At 67.4% G+C, this 17,643-nt stretch carries 19 protein-coding genes; 9 read left to right on the top strand and 10 right to left on the bottom strand.

Annotated elements, in window-relative coordinates:
- The 10 genes from AC3DE2_RS06115 to asnS all read right to left on the bottom strand — a co-directional run bounded on the left by AC3DE2_RS06115 (position 1) and on the right by asnS (position 8,002).
- Positions 1 to 1,011 (bottom strand): amidohydrolase family protein, encoded by a 1,011-nt coding sequence (locus AC3DE2_RS06115; RefSeq protein WP_295378315.1) that lies wholly within the window; start codon positions 1,009 to 1,011, stop codon positions 1 to 3.
- A 5-nt stretch (positions 1,012 to 1,016) separates the two neighbouring features.
- Positions 1,017 to 1,547 carry a 3-hydroxyanthranilate 3,4-dioxygenase gene (locus AC3DE2_RS06110; protein WP_488425466.1) on the bottom strand — a complete coding sequence of 177 codons (531 nt, stop codon included), beginning with the start codon at positions 1,545 to 1,547 and terminating at the stop codon, positions 1,017 to 1,019.
- Between the two features lies 1 nt (position 1,548).
- Positions 1,549 to 1,980, bottom strand: coding sequence for a RidA family protein (locus AC3DE2_RS06105; protein WP_295378319.1), 432 nt, complete (start codon positions 1,978 to 1,980; stop codon positions 1,549 to 1,551).
- Entirely contained in the window at positions 1,973 to 2,647 is a 675-nt protein-coding gene (can, locus tag AC3DE2_RS06100) for a carbonate dehydratase (RefSeq protein ID WP_295378321.1), read from the bottom strand. The genes AC3DE2_RS06105 and can overlap by 8 nt, the downstream gene beginning before the upstream one ends.
- 116 nt (positions 2,648 to 2,763) lie before the next feature.
- Entirely contained in the window at positions 2,764 to 4,191 is a 1,428-nt protein-coding gene (locus AC3DE2_RS06095) for an aldehyde dehydrogenase (RefSeq protein WP_488425464.1), read from the bottom strand.
- Between the two features lie 70 nt (positions 4,192 to 4,261).
- The gene (locus tag AC3DE2_RS06090) at positions 4,262 to 5,050 is read right to left on the bottom strand and encodes an SDR family oxidoreductase (RefSeq protein WP_488425462.1); all 789 of its coding nucleotides are present in this window, start codon (positions 5,048 to 5,050) and stop codon (positions 4,262 to 4,264) included.
- A 258-nt stretch (positions 5,051 to 5,308) separates the two neighbouring features.
- On the bottom strand, positions 5,309 to 5,941 hold the full coding sequence (locus tag AC3DE2_RS06085) for an FMN-binding negative transcriptional regulator (protein ID WP_488425460.1): 633 nt from the start codon (positions 5,939 to 5,941) through the stop codon (positions 5,309 to 5,311).
- Between the two features lie 16 nt (positions 5,942 to 5,957).
- Positions 5,958 to 6,281, bottom strand: a complete 324-nt coding sequence (locus AC3DE2_RS06080; RefSeq protein ID WP_295378330.1) for a hypothetical protein — start codon at positions 6,279 to 6,281, stop codon at positions 5,958 to 5,960.
- Positions 6,278 to 6,583 carry a hypothetical protein gene (locus AC3DE2_RS06075; RefSeq protein ID WP_488425458.1) on the bottom strand — a complete coding sequence of 102 codons (306 nt, stop codon included), beginning with the start codon at positions 6,581 to 6,583 and terminating at the stop codon, positions 6,278 to 6,280. Before AC3DE2_RS06075 ends, AC3DE2_RS06080 begins: the two co-directional genes overlap by 4 nt.
- Before the next feature lie 18 nt (positions 6,584 to 6,601).
- A complete protein-coding gene (gene asnS / locus AC3DE2_RS06070) occupies positions 6,602 to 8,002 on the bottom strand; it encodes an asparagine--tRNA ligase (protein WP_488425457.1) in 1,401 nt (466 codons plus the stop codon).
- Positions 8,003 to 8,113: 111 nt separating this feature from the next.
- On the opposite strand from asnS, the gene AC3DE2_RS06065 reads away from it, so the two are divergent.
- The 9 genes from AC3DE2_RS06065 (at position 8,114) to AC3DE2_RS06025 (ending at position 17,619) form a co-directional block, all read left to right on the top strand.
- Positions 8,114 to 8,452: a HesB/IscA family protein gene (locus AC3DE2_RS06065; RefSeq protein WP_295378435.1), complete on the top strand. Its 339-nt coding sequence runs from the start codon at positions 8,114 to 8,116 to the stop codon at positions 8,450 to 8,452.
- An 86-nt stretch (positions 8,453 to 8,538) separates the two neighbouring features.
- Positions 8,539 to 10,302: a DUF885 domain-containing protein gene (locus AC3DE2_RS06060; protein WP_488425456.1), complete on the top strand. Its 1,764-nt coding sequence runs from the start codon at positions 8,539 to 8,541 to the stop codon at positions 10,300 to 10,302.
- Positions 10,303 to 10,962: 660 nt separating this feature from the next.
- A complete protein-coding gene (gene rpsF, locus AC3DE2_RS06055) occupies positions 10,963 to 11,391 on the top strand; it encodes a 30S ribosomal protein S6 (protein WP_295383029.1) in 429 nt (142 codons plus the stop codon).
- Positions 11,392 to 11,402: 11 nt separating this feature from the next.
- Positions 11,403 to 11,633 (top strand): 30S ribosomal protein S18, encoded by a 231-nt coding sequence (rpsR, locus tag AC3DE2_RS06050; protein WP_079726029.1) that lies wholly within the window; start codon positions 11,403 to 11,405, stop codon positions 11,631 to 11,633.
- Positions 11,634 to 11,761: 128 nt separating this feature from the next.
- Positions 11,762 to 12,211: a 50S ribosomal protein L9 gene (gene rplI, locus AC3DE2_RS06045; RefSeq protein ID WP_295383028.1), complete on the top strand. Its 450-nt coding sequence runs from the start codon at positions 11,762 to 11,764 to the stop codon at positions 12,209 to 12,211.
- Positions 12,212 to 12,457: 246 nt separating this feature from the next.
- Positions 12,458 to 13,855 (top strand): replicative DNA helicase, encoded by a 1,398-nt coding sequence (locus AC3DE2_RS06040; protein ID WP_447102008.1) that lies wholly within the window; start codon positions 12,458 to 12,460, stop codon positions 13,853 to 13,855.
- Positions 13,856 to 13,863: 8 nt separating this feature from the next.
- Positions 13,864 to 15,279 carry a cryptochrome/photolyase family protein gene (locus AC3DE2_RS06035; protein WP_488425455.1) on the top strand — a complete coding sequence of 472 codons (1,416 nt, stop codon included), beginning with the start codon at positions 13,864 to 13,866 and terminating at the stop codon, positions 15,277 to 15,279.
- A gap of 60 nt (positions 15,280 to 15,339) precedes the next feature.
- Positions 15,340 to 16,818 carry a WS/DGAT/MGAT family O-acyltransferase gene (locus AC3DE2_RS06030; protein ID WP_295383024.1) on the top strand — a complete coding sequence of 493 codons (1,479 nt, stop codon included), beginning with the start codon at positions 15,340 to 15,342 and terminating at the stop codon, positions 16,816 to 16,818.
- Between the two features lie 123 nt (positions 16,819 to 16,941).
- Positions 16,942 to 17,619 (top strand): YiaD family glycine zipper/OmpA-like lipoprotein, encoded by a 678-nt coding sequence (locus AC3DE2_RS06025; protein ID WP_295383023.1) that lies wholly within the window; start codon positions 16,942 to 16,944, stop codon positions 17,617 to 17,619.
- Positions 17,620 to 17,643 lie beyond the last annotated feature (24 nt).

The raw sequence follows: 17,643 nt of genomic DNA, 5'->3' as shown, positions 1-17,643 counted from the left end.
TCAGTCGAATCGTTGCCGCGACAGGCCGAGCCATTCCAGCGCGGTGCCGTGATAGAGGCGGGCCTGCCCGGCGTCGTCCAGGCCGAGCGCGGCGATCCCTGCACCGGGTTCCTGTTCGCCCAGCGGGAACGGATAGTCGGTGCCCAGCATCACCCGCCCGGTGCCGACGGTGTCCAGCAGGTAGCGCAGCGCGCGCGGATCGGCGACCCAGGAGTCGAAGTACACCCGGTCCAGGTATTCGCGCGGATTGCGATGGTTGTCGGTGGCGACCAGGTCCGGGCGCATGTTGAAGCCGTGTTCGATGCGGCCGATGGTGTAGGGGAAGCTACCGCCGCCGTGGGCGAAGCAGACCTTCAGCCCGGGCAGGCGTTCCAGCACGCCGCCGAAAATGAGGCAGCAGGCCGCGCGCGACTGCTCGGCCGGCATGCCGACCAGCCAGGGCAGCCAGTACTTGGGCATCGATGCGGCGCCCATCATGTCCCAGGGATGCACCAGGATGGCGGCGCCCAGTTCGCTGGCGGCCTGGAAGAACTCGAACAACTCCGGCGCGTCCAGGTTCCAGTCATTGACGTGGCTGCCGATCTGCACGCCCTGCAGGCCCAACTGGTCCATGCAGCGTTCCAGTTCCTGCACCGCCAACCGCGGCGATTGCAGCGGCACGGTGCCGATGCCGGCGTAGTGGCGCGGGTAGTCGCGGCAGGCCGCGGCGGTGTGATCATTGAGGGCCTGGTGCAGTTCCAGCGCCTGGTGCGGCTTGGCCCAGTAGCTGAACATCACCGGCACGGTGCTGATCACCTGAACCTGCACGCCGAACTTGGCGTAGTCGGCAATCCGTTCCACCGGATCCCAGGTCTTGGGCCAGATTTCGCGGAAGAAACGCCCGTCCTTGTAGATGCGGTGCCGGCCATCGTCGCCATGGTGGATGACCGGGAAACGGTTGTCCCCGTATTTGCTGGCCAGATCCGGCCAGTCACGCGGCAGGAAATGGGCGTGGGTGTCGATCTTCAGCATGGGGCTCAGGTATCCGCCATCACGTACTTGCCCGGCGCCGGGTTCAGGTGTCCGCACTGCGCGCAGGTCCGGTGCGCGCGCGAGGAATAGAAGCGGTCGAACACCGGCGGGAAATCCGTCTCGATGTTCTTCAGGGTGAAGTACTCCTCGTACAGCTTGTGGTTGCAGCGTTCGCAGTACCACAGCAGCCCATCCTCCTCATGCGCCAGGCGCCGGCGTTCGATCACCAGTCCCACCGACTCGGGCATGCGCTGCGGAGAATGCGGGACGCGCGGCGGCAGCAGGAAAATCTCACCGGCCTTGAGCGGGATGTCGCGCACGGCGCCGTCTTCCTGGATCTTCAGCACCATCTCGCCTTCCAGCTGGTAGAACCACTCCGGGCCCTCGTCGTAATGGAAGTCGGTGCGCTGGTTGGGCCCGCCGACCACCATGACGATGAAGTCGCCCGCATAGATCACCTTGTTGCCCACCGGCGGCTTCAGCAGATGGCGGTGTTCCTCGATCCAGGCCTGCAGATTGAGCGGTCCGGGCAGCATGTCAGCGTTCCTCGGGCAAGGCGGCGACGCACTTGAGTTCGATGGCGATGGGCGTGGGCAGGGCGGTGATGCCCAGGGTGGTCCGGCACGGTGCGCGCGCCGGATCCGGGAAGTGTTCGGCCCAGACCTGGTTGTAGGCCTTGAAGTCGCGCGCCATGTCGGTGAGGTAGACGGTCACGTCGACCAGATCCTCCCAGCGCGCGCCGCTGGCTTCCAGCACCGCGCGCACGTTGGCGAACACCGCGCGCGCCTGCGCCTGGATGTCGTAGCCGCGGACGCGGCCGTCGGCGAAATAGTCGTTGCCGGGGATCGCATCGGTGGCCGGATCGCGCGGGCCGATGCCGGACAGGAACAGCAGCTGGCCGACCCGGCGGGCGTGCGGGTATGCGCCTACCGGAGGCGGTGCCGCCGGGGCATGGATGCCTTCACTCATCGCGCCGGTCCCCGCGCGCGGGCATCCGCGCCAGCGCCTGTTCGTAGGTCGGATGCAGGCGTTCGGCCGCATCCACGTCCATGCCGAGTTCGCGCACGCGGCCGTCGAACAGGCTGTAGACCCAGCCATGCACGGTCAGCGGCTGGTTGCGCGCCCACGCATCCTGGACCACGGTGGTCTGGCAGACGTTGAACACCTGCTCGATGACGTTCAGTTCGCACAGGCGGGCATGGCGCAGCGATTCGGAGTCTTCCCCGGCCAGCCGTACCGCATGCTTGGTGGCCACATCGGCCACGTGGCGCAGCCAGTTGTCGGCCAGCCCGACCCGCGCGCCGGTCAACGCCGCATGCACGCCGCCGCAACCGTAGTGGCCCACCAGCAGGATGTGCTCGACCTTGAGGATGTCGACCGCGAACTGGATGACCGAGAGGCAATTGAGATCGCCATGCGACATGACGTTGGCGATGTTGCGGTGGACGAACACCTCGCCCGGATCCAGGCCCAGGATCTGGTTGGCGGGCACGCGGGAGTCCGAACAGCCGATCCACAGATAGCGCGGCGATTGCTGTTGCGACAGGCGCTTGAAGAAGCCGGGATCCTCGTGCTTGATCCGTTCGGCCCATTCACGGTTGTTGCGCAACAGGTTTTCGAGTTCGCTATCGGTCATCGGCGGTATCCGTTTCGGGCGGGGGAGGGGGAGCGCTGGGCGGTCCACCGCGTAGTTTGCGCCCATCGGCGTGGATCGTCAGCCACCCGGGTGCCCGGCCACGCGGATGCCCGGGCTCATCGCAGGTCGATGCAGACATTCCGGGCCTCGGTGAAGAAGCGCATGGCTTCCAAGCCGCCCTCGCGCCCCAGGCCCGACTGGCCCATGCCGCCGAACGGCGTGCGCAGGTCGCGCATCAGCCAGGTGTTGATCCAGACGATGCCGGCGCGGAGGCGGGCCGCCAGGCGATGGGCGCGGCCGAGATCACGGGTCCAGACCATGGCCGCCAGCCCATAATCGCCGGCGTTGGCCAACGCCAGCGCATGTTCGTCGTCGTCGAAGGGCTGCAGGGTCGCCACCGGGCCGAAGATTTCCTCGAGATTGCTGGCACTGTCGGGCCCCAGCCCTTCGATGAGGGTCGGCTCGACGAACCAGCCGCCCCGCGGGGAATCGCCGCCGCCCAGCAGGAAACGGCCGCCCTCGGCGCGGGCGCGGGCGATGCATGCGACGACCTTGTCGTGATGGGCCTGCGAGACCAGCGGGCCGAGATCCGTCGAAGGGTCGGCCGGATCGCCCACGCGCAGCGCGGCGGTGCGGGCCACGAACGCGTCGCGGAACGCCTCGTAGATGGAACGTTCGATCAGCAGGCGCGAACCGCACAGGCAGATCTGGCCCGAGTTCTGGAACGCCGAGCGCACCAGGGTATCGAGCTGGCCGCGCCAGTCGCTGTCGGCGAACACCAGGGTCGGATTCTTGCCGCCCAGTTCCAGCGAAACCTTCTTCAGCTGCGGCGCGGCCAGTTCGGCGATGCGCTGGCCGACCCGGGTGCTGCCGGTGAACGAGATCGCCCTAACCCGCGAATCGGTCACCAGCGGCTCGCCCACGCGGGGGCCGGTGCCATGGACGAGGTTGAGCACGCCCGGCGGAAAACCAATGCCGGCCGCCAGTTCCACCAGCATCGTGGCGGTCAACGGGGTGATTTCCGATGGCTTGGCCACCACCGTGTTGCCGGCGGCCAGCGCAGGCGCGATTTTCCAGGTGAACAGATACAGCGGCAGGTTCCATGGCGAGATGGTCGCCACCACGCCCAGTGGCTGGCGCAGGGTGTAGTTGAGGCCCGCTTCGCCATGATGCGATTCGCTGGCGGACTGGCTGGCCGCCTGGGCGAAGAAACGCAGGTTGGCGACCGCGCGCGGGATTTCCACCTCGCGCGCCAGGCGGATCGGTTTGCCGCCGTCACGGGATTCGGCGTCGGCGAAATCGTCCAACCGGGATTCCAGCGCGGCGGCCAGCCGTTCCAGCCAGGCGGCGCGTTCGCTATGGCGCAGTGCGGCCCAGGCCGGGGCCGCACGCGCCGCGGCATCGATGGCCGCGGCCACGTCGGCGGCATCCCCGTCGGCGACCTGGGCATGGGGAAGGGTGGTGGCGGGCGCATGCACCGGCAGCCAGCCGCCATTGCGGGCCGCCTGTGGCTGGCCGTCGATCCAGTGGGTCAGCGATTGCATGGCGCCAGCTTAACCCGGCCCGCGCGGTTGGCCTGCTGCATTGCGGTCACCTCGCCGCGACGCGCTCCGCTCAGATGGATTGCATGCGACCGCCGTCCACCGCGAGGCTGACGCCGTTGACGTAACCGGCGGCGGGCGAGGCCAGGAAGGCGATGGCGGCGGCGATTTCGGCCGGATCGGCGAAACGTCCGGCGGGGACCGTCGCCAGCATGCCGGCGGCCACGGCGGCTTCGTCCTTGCCGCTGGCGGCGCTGCGATCGGCGAGGATCTGCTGCAGGCGTCCGGTCCGGGTGTAACCGGGCAGCACGTTGTTGACGGTGATGCTATCGGCGCCGAGTTCGCGCGACAGGGTCTTGGCCCAGGACGCCACCGCGCCGCGGATGGCGTTGGAGACGCCGAGGTTGGGAATCGGTTCCTTCACCGAGGTGGAGACCACGTTGACGATGCGTCCCCAGCCGGCTGCGCGCATGCCCGGCACGACCGCCTGCGCCAGCAACTGGTTGGCGAGCAGGTGGCGCTGGAAGGCATCCAGATAGGCGCCTGCGCCGGCATCGATGGCGCGTCCTCCGGGAGGGCCGCCCGTATTGTTGATCAGGATGTGCACCGGCCCTTTGGCCACCAACGCTTCGACGCAGGCCTGCAGGGCGGCAGGGTCCGCCAGATCCACCGCGAGCCAGTGGTGCGACTGGCCCGAGGCGGTTGCCGGCAAGGTCGCGGCGACTTCGGCCAGTACTTCGGCGCGCCGTGCCAGCAGGGTGACACTTGCGCCGAGCAGGGCCAACTCCCGCGCCGCGGCGCGACCGATGCCCTCGGAGGCGCCGCAGACCAGCGCATGCCGGCCGGACAGGTTCAGATCCATCGGAACTCCTCGAAATGCCGGACCCGCAGTCTACCGCCGCGCCTCCCGCGGATGCGACGCCGGTCGCAACCGCCAGGCAACCGGCAGTGCGTGGCGGATCCCGTCGGGCCCTTTGGGAGCGACGTCAGTCGCGATGAAGGAAACGGCAATCCCGGACCCGCCGGATCCCGGACGCGGAATGGCGTCACCGGCTGTTTTTTTTCCCGATCTAGCGTTCGCGACCGGCGTCGCCCCCTCGGGAACGGCACGGCGATACGTTCAGTTGCCCCGGCGCCCCAGCCGCTCCAGCATCAGCGCCGCGATGTCGCGCGCATTCGCGTCTTCCTGTTCGCGCAGGCCTGCCGCGGCGCCGCGGATATTGGCTTCGGGGTGGTTCTGGCTGAGTTTGAACTTCAGTTCGACCTGTTCCACCCGCAGGCGGAAACCGATGATGCCCTTCAACTGGCGCACGTGGTCGTCGCGGTCGTGCTCGAACCGCCAGTCGCTGCCGATGCGCCCTTCGTGGGCCTGGCTAAGCCGGTCCACCAGCGAGGCCAGGGCCGCGGGTTCTTCGGTGGGCTCCAGCACGCCGCGCAGGTGGGCGACGGCATAGTTCCAGGTCGGCACGCGCGCGGCGCTTTCCTTGTCCGGATACCAGCCTGGCGAGAGATAGGCGTGCGGGCCATGCACGATCAGCAGGGCTGGACCGGCATGCCGTGCCTGCGGGTTGGGGCGCGCCCAGTGGCCTTCGATGACGATGCGCTCGCCATCGCGCGCGTACAGCACCGGCAGGTGGCTGACGAACGGCGCGCCGTCGGCGTCGATCGTCACCAGGGTGACGAAGGCATCCCGGGCGAACAGCCCGTCCAGTTCCCGCAGGTCGGTCTCGGCGAAGGCGCGCGGCGTATACATCGTCAGGCGCGCGGGCTCAGGCGCGACCGCCCAGTTGCTGCACCATCAGCGCCGGCAGCGCGTCGTCGTCGGTCGCGCGCGGCGGGCTGACTTCATGCAGCGAGAAGCCGCGCTGCAGGGCGTCTTCCTCGTCCAGCCCGTCATAGGCGACGAACTCCGCGTCGAACAGCGCGCCACGGGCGCTGTCCTCGCTGTCGTAGGTCAGGGTGTTGCCGTCGCTGTCCAGCACCTGCGCGGTGCCGGCTTCCAGCACCCGCAGGCGGGCCCAGATCAGGGTCCGGCCGAGCGAGGCCACGTACCAGGCGTCATGGACCGCGTCGTCATGGATCGCATCGTTCATTTGATCACCAGCGAGAACAGCGTCAGCAGCCCCGACGACGCCAGGGCGATGAAGACCACCAGCAGCGAGATGCGCGCCGGCGCGGCCAGTCCGCTGAGCGAACCGTCCCGCAGTGGCCGGTAGCCGCGCGCCAGCAGCCAGCGCAACGCGACCGGCTTGAGGAAGGCGCCTTCACCCCATTGCGCGCCGAGCGCGGCATGGCGATCGCGGACATGCACGAGGGTGAGCGGCCAGAAGATCACGAACGCGCAGAAACCGGCGATCGCGACGCCGACGAGGCACAGGGCAAAAAACAGCAGCATCGTTCAATCCGCTCCGGCTCAGAACTCGGCGCTGCCGGGCGCGCGCGGGTAGGGGATGGCGTCGCGGATGTTGGTCAGGCCGCACACGTACACGACCAGCCGTTCGAAACCCAGCCCGAAACCGGCGTGCGGCACCGTGCCGTAGCGGCGGAAATCGCGGTACCAACCGTAGTGCGCCGGGTCCAGGCCGAACTGGGCCATGCGCGCGTCCAGCACGTCCAGGCGCTCCTCGCGCTGGCTTCCGCCGATGATTTCGCCGATGCCCGGGGCCAGCACGTCCATCGCGGCGACCGTCTTGCCGTCGTCGTTCAGGCGCATGTAGAAGGCCTTGATGTGCTCGGGATAGTTCATCACCACCACCGGACGGCCGACGTGCTGCTCGGTCAGCCAGCGCTCGTGCTCGGTCTGCAGGTCCAGGCCCCACTCGACCGGGAAGTCGAATTTCTTGCCGGACTTCTGCAGCAGGCCGATGGCATCGGTGTAGTCGATGCGCTCGAACGGCGCGTTGATGAAGGTCTCCAGGCGGGTGATCGCGTCGGGCTGCACGCGTTCGGCGATGAACGCCATGTCGTCGCCGCGTTCGTCCAGCACCGCGCGGAACAGGTACTTGAGGAAGTCCTCGGCCAGGTCCGCGTCGGCGGCCAGGTCGGCGAACGCGATTTCCGGCTCGATCATCCAGAACTCGGCCAGGTGGCGGGTCGTGTTGCTGTTCTCTGCGCGGAAGGTCGGGCCGAAGGTGTAGACCTTGCTCAACGACAGGCAGTAGGCCTCGACGTTGAGCTGGCCGGACACGGTCAGGAAGGTTTCCTTGCCGAAGAAATCGCGCGAGAAATCCACCGCGCCCTTGCCGTCGCGGGGCAGGTTGGCCACGTCCAGGGTGGACACCCGGAACATCTGGCCCGCGCCCTCGGCGTCGGAGGTGGTGATGATCGGCGTGCTGATCCAGTAGAAGCCGCGCTCGTGGAAGAACCGGTGCACGGCCTGGGCCAGGCAGTTGCGGATGCGGGTGACCGCGCCGAACAGGTTGGTGCGCGGACGCAGGTGGGCGACCTCGCGCAGGAACTCCAGCGAGTGCGCCTTGGGCTGGATCGGATAGGTCTCCGGATCCTCCACCCAGCCGATGACCTCGAGCCGGCTGGCCTGGATCTCGAAACTCTGGCCCTGGCCCTGCGAGGGCACCAGGGTACCGGTGGCGATCACCGCGCAGCCGGCGGTCAGGCGCTTGATCTCGGACTCGTAGTTGTCCAGGTCGCTGGGCGCCACCACCTGGATGGCCGCGAAGCAGGAGCCGTCGCTGACATTCACGAAGGACAGGCCCGCCTTGGAATCGCGCCGTGTGCGCACCCAGCCGCGTACCGTGACTTCGCCACCGGCCGGGATCTTGCCCGCCAGCGCATGTTCGACGCTCACCACCGTCATGACTTGAATCCTTCCGTAACAGGACTATTTATGGAACGGTGGAGTTTACCGGAGCGGCGGGCCGAACGCCCTGCCCACGGCCTATAATCGATATCCCGCCTGGAGGAACACATGGCCATCACCCTGACCCCCGTCGCCTTGGAACGCGTGCAGCGTTTCGTCGCGCAGACCCCGGGCGCGCTGGGCCTGCGTTTCGGCGTCGCCCGCACCGGTTGCTCCGGCTGGGGCCACGTCGCCGACTTGGCCCGCGACGAGCGCGAAGGCGACACCGTGTTCGAGTTCGACGGCGTGCGCATCTATGTCGACGCCGACAGCCTGGCGCTGGTCGACGGCACCGAGATCGACTTCGCCAAGCAGGGCCTGGGCGAGACCTTCCTGTTCCGCAATCCCAACGCCACCGCCGAATGCGGCTGCGGCGAGAGCTTCACCACCCAGGCCGACGCCGCCTGAGGCCGGAACCCGGGAACCCGCGCCGGGCACTGCCGGCAAGCCGGGGTAGACGTTAAGCTTCGAGGCTTTCCGCACGGGGAGCCTTGATGTTCCGTTCACTGATGCTGGCCGCGCTGGTGGCCGCCACCGTTGCCACGCCGCTGCGTGCGAAGCCTGTCACCGACAAGCATGCCGCGCTGGAAGCGCTGTTCGCCGCCGAATGGGAGCGCGGCCTGCGGGAGAGCCCGGAGAACGCCAGCTACAACGGCGACAACCGCTACAACGACCGCTGGAGCGACCGCAGCCTGGCCGCCATCGCGCGTATCGAGGCCAATGACCGGGCCGCGCTGGAGAAGCTGCGCGCGATCGGTCGCGACGGCCTGTCGCCGGCCGACCAGCTCAACTACGACACCTTCGAGTGGAACCTGCAGCAGGCGGTGTCGCGCCAGCGCTTCAAGGAATACCTGCAACCCATCGGCCACCAGGGCGGCGTGCAACTGGCCGACGGCATGGCCGAAGTGGTGCCGTTCGCCAGCACGCAGGACTATCGCAACTGGATCGCCCGCCTGCGTGGCCTGGACACGCTGATCGACCAGACCCTGGTGCTGATGCAGCGGGGCGTGGCCGAAGGCTACCTGCCGCCGAAGGTGCTGATGCAGCGGGTGCCGGCGCAGATTGCCGCGCAGATCGTCGAGGACCCGGCCAGGAGTCCGTTCTACCGGCCGTTCCTGAAGTTCGCCGACGGCGTGCCGGAAGCCGACCGGGCCGGATTGCGCCAGGAAGCCCAGCAGGTCATCCGCGAGCGGGTGGTGCCGGCGTATCGCAAGCTGCAGGCCTATTTCGACCAGAACTACCTGCCGGCCAGCCGCGCCAGCATCGCCGCCACGGATCTGCCGGACGGGCAGGATTTCTATGCGGCGATGGCCGCCTACTACACGACCACGCCGCTGACCCCGCAGCAGATCCATGCGATCGGCATGAAGGAGGTCGCGCGCATCCGCGCCGAGATGGAGAAGATCAAGGCGCAGGTGGGATTCCAGGGCGACCTGCATGCCTTCTTCGATCACCTGCGCAGCGATCCGAAGTACTTCCACAAGACCCCGGCCGAGCTGCTGGAAGCCTATCAGGCGCTCTCCAAGCGGATCGACCCGGAACTGGTCAAAGCCTTCCACACCATCCCGCGGCTGCCCTACGGCGTGCGCCCGATCCCGGACAACGCCGCGCCCGACACCACCACCGCCTATTACCAGCCCGGCGCCGCCGACGGCAGTCGGGCGGGGTACTACTACGTCAACCTGTACAAGCCGGAGACCCGGCCGAAGTGGGAGATGATGGCGCTGTCGCTGCACGAGGCGGTGCCCGGCCATCACTTCCAGATGGCGCGCGGCATCGAACTGCCCGACCTGCCGATGTTCCGCAAGACCGCCTATTTCGTCGCCTACGGCGAGGGCTGGGGCCTGTACGCCGAACGCCTGGGCTACGACATGGGCCTGTACGACGATCCCTACGACCGTTTCGGCCAGCTGACCTACGACATGTGGCGGGCGGTACGGCTGGTGGTCGATACCGGCATGCATTCGATGGGCTGGAGCCGGGAGAAGGCCATCGCCTACTTCAAGGACAACGCCGCCAAGACCGACCAGGACATCGTCAACGAGATCGATCGCTATATCGCCTGGCCGGGCCAGGCGCTGGCCTACAAGATCGGCCAGCTGAAGATCTCCGAGCTGCGCGAGCGCTCGGCCAAGGCGCTGGGGCCGAAGTTCGACCTGCGGGCCTTCAACGACGAAGTGCTCAACACCGGCTCGGTCCCGCTGGAGGCGCTGGAGAAACGCATCGACGCCTGGATCGTGGAGCAGAAAGGGCGTTGAGGCCGGAAGGTTCCGGCACGGGCGGTGCCCCGCCGTGCCGCGGCCATGGCACGGTGGCCGCCGTCCAGGGGCGGCAGCGCAAATCACAATGGATCCCGGCCTTCGCCGGGATGACGAATCTTTCCCCTGCCTGGACCTGGCCGGGGGAAACGGGCGGGATGCGGATCAAGGAGAGTCGCACCGTCGTCCCGGCGAAGGCTGGGCCCCATTTCGGCGACCGGCTATCCCCGGTCGGCGAGGGGCACCACAGGACAGTCAAAAAGGATCCCGCCCTTTGCCGTCGTCCCAGCGAAGGCTGGGACCCCTTCCCACGACCGGCTGTCCATCGACCAACAGGGTGACTGTTGGGAAACCGAGGGTCACCGGCCTTCATCGGCGGTGGAACAGGGCCCTGCAAGAGGGCGGGCTCCGGCGGCTTCCCCCGTGAACGCCGGTTCGCGGCCGGATCGGCACCGCCGGCCTTCGCCCCCCGGCCCGCGGCCGGATCCCTCCCGCCCAGCCCGCCATTTGCCTCCAAGTCATTGAGCTGCCATAATTTCGGGCTCCCTGCCGTTCGCCTGAACGGAAGGGGTCCTTGCTCCACCGCGCCCGCCGGGCGACGGGGAGCTGTCCCGCCCGGCGCCGCGAGGCCGCCGGGCCCACATCCGAAAGGTAAAAACGATGCGTCACTATGAAATCGTGTTCCTGGTCCATCCGGACCAGAGCGAGCAGGTGCCGGCGATGATCGAGCGCTACAAGGGCTTGATCGAGAACGGCAACGGCAAGATCCACCGCCTGGAAGACTGGGGCCGCCGTCAGCTGGCCTACCCGATCCAGAACCTGGTGAAGGCCCACTACGTGCTGCTCAACATCGAGGCGGACCAGTCCGTGCTGAACGAGCTGGTGGAAACCTTCCGCTTCAACGACGCGATCCTGCGTCACCTGGTGATCAAGCGCGATGGCGCCGACACCGAACAGTCCCTGATCATGAAGAACAAGGACGAGAAGGGTGAGAAGTCGGAGCGTGGCGAGCGCCGCCGTCGCGACGACGACGAAGGCGAGAGCACCGAAGCTGCCGCCGAATCCTCCGACAACGCTGAAGCCGCTTAAGGAGCACGCCCATGTCCAAGTTCTTCCGTCGCCGCAAGTTCTGCAAGTTCACGGCCGAAGGTGTGAAGGAGATCGACTACAAGGATCTCAACACCCTGCGCCAGTACCTGACCGAGACCGGCAAGATCGTCCCGAGCCGCGTCACCGGCACCAAGTCCCGCTACCAGCGCCAGCTGGCCACGGCGGTCAAGCGCGCGCGTTTCCTGGCGCTGATCCCGTACACGGACAACCACGACGTGTAAGTGTCGATGGCCGGGCGCCCAGGCGTCCGGCGGCAGGACCTCCCCGCGAGGGGAGGTTCTCTTTCTTCACTGTCATTCGGACAGCCCACGCTGCGGGCCATTCCCGCTAACGAATACGGAGCAATACGATGGAACTGATTCTTCTGCAGAAAGTGACCAACCTCGGCGTCCTCGGCGACAAGGTCAACGTGAAGCCCGGCTACGGCCGCAACTACCTGGTGCCGCAGGGCAAGGCCGTGCCGGCGACCGCCGCCAACCTGGCCGAGTTCGAAGCCAAGCGCGCAGAGTACGAAGCCAAGGCCAAGGCCGTGCATGACGACGCCGAAGGCCGTCGTGCCAAGCTGGAAGGTGCCAGCGTCACCATCAAGGCCAACGCCTCGACCGAAGGCAAGCTGTTTGGTTCGGTGGGCCCGCGCGACATCGCCGACGCGTTCACCGCCATCGGCCTGCCGCTGGAAAAGAGCGAAGTGGTGATGGGCGAAGGCCCGATCCGCAATATCGGCGAGTTCGAAGTCATCGCCAAGCTGCACGCCGACGTCGAAACCCCCATCAAGGTGGTCGTCGAAGCCGAAGCCTGATAATCCGGGCCGTGCCGCACCGGAACGGGCGCCTCGCGGCGCCCGTTTCCATTTGTGGCTCCCGCACCGCCGGGTGGATGCCTCGCCGTCCGTCGGCGCAACACCGCCGACACCGGAGTCGTCTCGGATGCTGAGATGCCCACCGGTTATCCACATGGTTATCTGCAACCGCCTGACGGTGGAGCGACTACCATGTCCAATCCCGTTCCGTTCGCCCCGCATCGGCCACAGGAGTCCGTCGCCCCCATGTCCGCACGCCCAGGTTTCCGCAACGACCCGCAGGATGCGCGTATCGAACAGTTGCGGGTGCCGCCGCACTCCATCGAGGCGGAACAGGCGGTGCTGGGCGGGCTGATGCTGGCGCCGGAAGCCTACGACCGGATCAACGACAAGCTCACCGACAACGACTTCTATCGCCGCGATCACCAGCTGATCTACCGCGCCATCAGCGAACTGGCCGAACGCAACCGGCCCTACGACGCGGTGACACTGGGCGAATGGTTCGAGTCGCAGGGCCACCTGGAGCAGGTCGCCGGCGGCGCCTACCTGATCGAACTGGCCAGCAGCACCCCGTCCGCGGCCAACATCGTCGCGTATGCGGAAATCGTCCGCGACAAGGCGGTGATGCGCCAGCTCATCGATGTCGGCACCGGCATCGTCAACGACGCCTTCCAGCCCGAGGGCCGGGAAAGCAACGAATTGCTGGCGGTGGCCGAACAGAAGGTGTTCGCCATCGCCGAGGCCGGCGCGCGTGGGCGCACTGATTTCGTCGGCATGAACTCGGCGCTGAAGGATGCCTTCGAGGTCCTGCAGAGCCGCTTCGAGAACGGCGGCAACGTCACCGGCCTGCCGACCGGCTACACCGAATTCGATCAGATGACCGCCGGCCTGCAGCCGACCGACCTGATCATCCTGGCCGCGCGTCCGGCCATGGGCAAGACCACCTTCGCGCTCAACATCGCCGAGTTCGCCGCGATCAAGTCGAAGAAGGCGGTGGCGGTGTTCTCGATGGAAATGTCCGCGGCGCAGCTTGCGTTGCGCCTGATTTCCTCCAATGGCCGCATCAACGCCACCCGCCTGCGCACCGGCCAGCTGGAGGACGAGGACTGGAGCCGCGTGACCAGCGCGATCCGGATGCTCAAGGAAACCAAGATCTTCATCGACGACACTCCCGGCCTGTCGCCGGAAGTGCTGCGTTCCAAGTCCCGCCGGCTCAAGCGCGAACATGATCTTGGGCTGGTAGTGATCGACTACCTGCAGCTGATGTCGGTGCCCGGCAACAGCGAGAACCGCGCCACCGAAATCTCCGAGATTTCGCGCTCGCTCAAGGGCCTGGCCAAGGAACTCAACGTGCCGGTGATCGCGCTGTCCCAGCTCAACCGCTCGCTGGAAACGCGGACCGACAAGCGCCCGGTGATGGCCGACCTGCGTGAATCGGGCGCCATCGAGCAGGACGCGGACATGATCGTGTTCATTTACCGAGACGACTACTACAACAAGGAAAATTCGCCGGACAAGGGCCTGGCCGAAATCATCATCGGCAAGCAGCGTAGCGGCCCGACCGGTTCGTGCAAGCTGAAGTTCTTCGGCGAGTACACGCGCTTCGACAACCTGGCGCACGATTCCATCGGCAGTTTCGAGTAATCGGCGCAATGCCGACCGCCCTCGTCTGGTTCCGCAACGATCTGCGCCTGGACGACAATCCGGCATTGCGGATGGCGCTGGACGAAGGGTACACCCCGTTGCCGGTATACATCCATGCGCCGGAAGAAGAGGGTGGCTGGGCGCCGGGCGCGGCGTCCAACGCCTGGCGCCATCGCTCGCTCGCCGCGCTGGATGCGGCCCTGCGCGCGCGGGGCTCGGCACTGCATCTGCGCACGGGCCCGACCGCGGCGGCACTGCAGGACCTCCTGAATGAAAGCGGCGCGCGGGCGGTGTTCTGGAACCGCAAGTACGAGCCCGCCACCCAGCCGCGCGACGCGGCCCTGAAGAAGCAACTGCGGGAGCAGGGGCTGCGGGTGGAGAGCGCCAACGGTGGCCTGCTGTTCGAGCCCTGGGATCTGGCGACCGGGCAGGGCACGCCGTATCGGGTCTTCACGCCATTCTGGCGGGCCGCGCGATCGCGTTGGCACCCGTCCGCGAGCTGGAATGCGCCGGATCGTCTGCCGTCGTGCGCCATCGCCAACGGAGTGCCGTTGGCTTCATTGCAACTGGCACCTTCCGTCCCCTGGGATCGGGGTTTCTGGAACCACTGGCAACCCGGCGAAGCCGGCGCGCGGGAAGCGCTGGAAGTATTCGTCGACGGCGCGCTGCGCGGCTACCGCGGGGATCGGGACCGTCCGGATCGCGTGGGCACTTCGCGTCTGTCCCCGCACCTGCATTTCGGCGAGATCGCACCCTGGCGGATCGCCTCCGCGCTGGAGCGGGCACGGACCGCGGCCAATGCCGCCGAGGTGGAGGCCTTCCTGCGCGAACTCGGCTGGCGCGAGTTCGCCTGGCATCTCCTGCACCACTTCCCTCGGACCAGCGATCACAACCTCAATCCGCGCTTCGACGGCTTCGCCTGGGCAACGCCCACGCCCGACATGCTGGCCGCCTGGCAGCGGGGCCGCACGGGCGTACCCATCGTCGACGCCGGCCTGCGCGAATTGTGGGCAACCGGCTACATGCACAACCGGGTGCGGATGATCGTGGCCAGTTTCCTGACCAAGCACCTGCGGCTGCACTGGTCGCATGGCGCGCGCTGGTTCTGGGACACGCTGGTCGATGCCGATCTGGCCAACAACACGCTCGGCTGGCAGTGGACCGCCGGCACCGGCGCCGATGCCGCGCCGTATTTCCGCGTATTCAATCCGGTCACCCAGGCACGCCGGTTCGATCCACGGGGCGAGTACATCGCCCGCTGGGTGCCGGAACTGCGTGGCCTGCCACCCGCAGCGCGATTCGCGCCCTGGGAATCGCCTGACCGGGCCGCGCGACTGGCACCGGACTATCCGCGTGCTCCGCTGGTGGACCTGGCCACCGGCCGCGAAGCGGCGCTGGCCGCCTACCGGGCCAGCGGAGGCTGAGCGCGCGTTGACGCCTTTCGTGGCCCCATGCTTCACTCGAGCCAGGGAACGGAGGGCAGCATGGCGACGAAGAAGGGGCCGGGCAAGCCACGGCGCGAACCGATGTCGCGGGTCGATACCGCCTGGCTGCGGATGTGCCGGCCGACCAATCCGATGATGATCACCGGCGTGCTGATGTTCGACGAGCCGCTGACGCTGGAACGGCTCAAGGACGTCGTGCGCAGGCGCTTCCTGGCTTATCCGCGCTTTCGCCAGAAGGCGATCGATACCGCCGCCGGCGCGTCCTGGGTGGAGGACACCGACTTCGATATCGACTGGCACGTCCGCCTGTCGGCGTTGCCCGGTCGCAGTGATCCGGAGTCCGAAAAGCGCGCGCTGGAGCGCTTCGTCAGCCAGATGGCATCCACGCCGCTGGACAAGACCAAGCCGCTCTGGCAATTCCATCTGGTCGAACGCTATCGCGGTGGTTCGGCGCTGGTGGCGCGCATCCATCACAGCTATGCCGACGGCATCGCGCTGGTGCAGGTGCTGCTGTCGCTGACCGACACCACCCGCAAGCCCGAGCGCAGCAGCGAACTGCGCGCGGCCTGGCTCAAGCAGGACGGCGTGGAGGTGGTGCGCCGGGTCGGCGCCATCGATCGCTACGTCAAGCTGGGCGGCAAGATGCTCGGTAAGGGCATGGAGATGTACCGGGACCCCAGCCTGGCGACGATGCTGGCGAAGGAGGGCGGCGAGATTGGCCGCGAACTGTTGGCGGCGTTGGCGCTGTCCGATGATCCGCCCACGCTGTTGCGTGGTCCGCTGGGTGTCAGCAAGCGGGTGGCCTGGGCCGAGCCGCTGGACCTGGAAGAGGTCAAGGCGGTGGGGCGGGCCTGCGACTGCACGGTCAACGACGTACTGATGGCCACCGCCGCGGGTGCGCTGCGCAGCTATCTGCTCGAACGCGGGGAACAGATCGATGGCGTGACCCTGCGCGCCACCGTGCCGGTCAACCTGCGTCCGCTGGAACACGCCCGCAAGCTGGGCAACCACTTCGGCCTGGTGTTCCTGGATCTGCCGGTTGGCGAGGCCAACCCGATCCGCCGGCTGGAGCGCGTGGCTGGCTGCATGAATGACTTGAAGAATTCAAGGCAAGCGATTGTTGCATTTGGACTTCTTGCCGCATTGGGAATGGCGCCGGCGGCCCTGCAGGGCGTGGCGCTGGAACTCTTCAGCCGCAAGGCCACCGCGGTGGCGACCAACGTGCCCGGGCCGCAGCAACCGCTCTACATGGGCGGCAGCCGGGTCCGCGACATGATGTTCTGGGTGCCGCAGACCGGTTCGATCGGCATCGGCGTCTCCATCCTCAGCTACAACGGGCGGGTGCATTTCGGCTTGATTGCCGATGCCAAGCTCGTACCCGATCCCGATGCGGTGATCCGCCGTTTCGCGCCGGAGTTCGAGAAGCTGCTGTACCTGACGCTGATGGGGAACTGGGATTACGCACTCGACGCGGGTGCGGCTGTATCGTTGCTGGAGGACGCCGCGCAAGCAAGCTGAACAGGAAGGCGCATGCTTTTCCGGATCTTCACGGCGCTTTAGCTATCAGACAGAACGGAGCCGGTATTTTTGCCGGCGCTGGATGATTGCCGGGATGCGTTCCCATACGACGAGGAGATGTCCATGAAGAATTACGCCGTCAAGACCACGCTCATCGCGCTGGGTGCCGCGGTGATGCTGAGTTCCTGCGCCAGCTACACCGGCCAGACCAATGATCCGAATGATCCCAATCGCACGCGCACCGGCGCGCTGATCGGCGCCGGCATCGGCGCGGCCGTCGGCCTGCTCAGTGGCAAGGACGCGACCGATCGCCGCCAGCGCGCGCTGATCGGCGCCGGCGTCGGCGGCCTGGCGGGTGGCTCCATCGGTGCCTACCAGGACCGCCAGGAAGCCGAACTGCGTCGCCAGACCGCGGGCACCGGCATCGACGTCAGCCGCGATGGCGACGTGATCAAGCTCAACCTGCCGGACGGCGTGACCTTCGATTTCGGCAAGGCGGATCTGAAGCCGCAGTTCTATCCGGCGCTCAACAACGTCGCCCGCACGTTGTCCGAGTACAACCAGACCATCGTGGAAGTGACCGGCCATACCGACAGCATCGGCACCGACGCGGTCAACCAGCGCCTGTCCGAACAGCGCGCCGCGGCGGTCGGCAATTACCTGATCGGCCAGGGCCTGGTCCGCGAGCGTTTCGAGATCGTCGGCATGGGCAAGCGTTATCCGATTGCCAGCAACGACACCGACTCCGGCCGCGCGCTCAACCGCCGGGTCGAGATCCGGGTGCTGCCGGTGCGTTCCTGAGCATCGCGATAGCCGTGCAATGAA

The organism is Pseudoxanthomonas sp. 68-E7, assembly GCF_057773145.1.
This window is presented reverse-complemented; position numbering and strand designations above follow the sequence as displayed.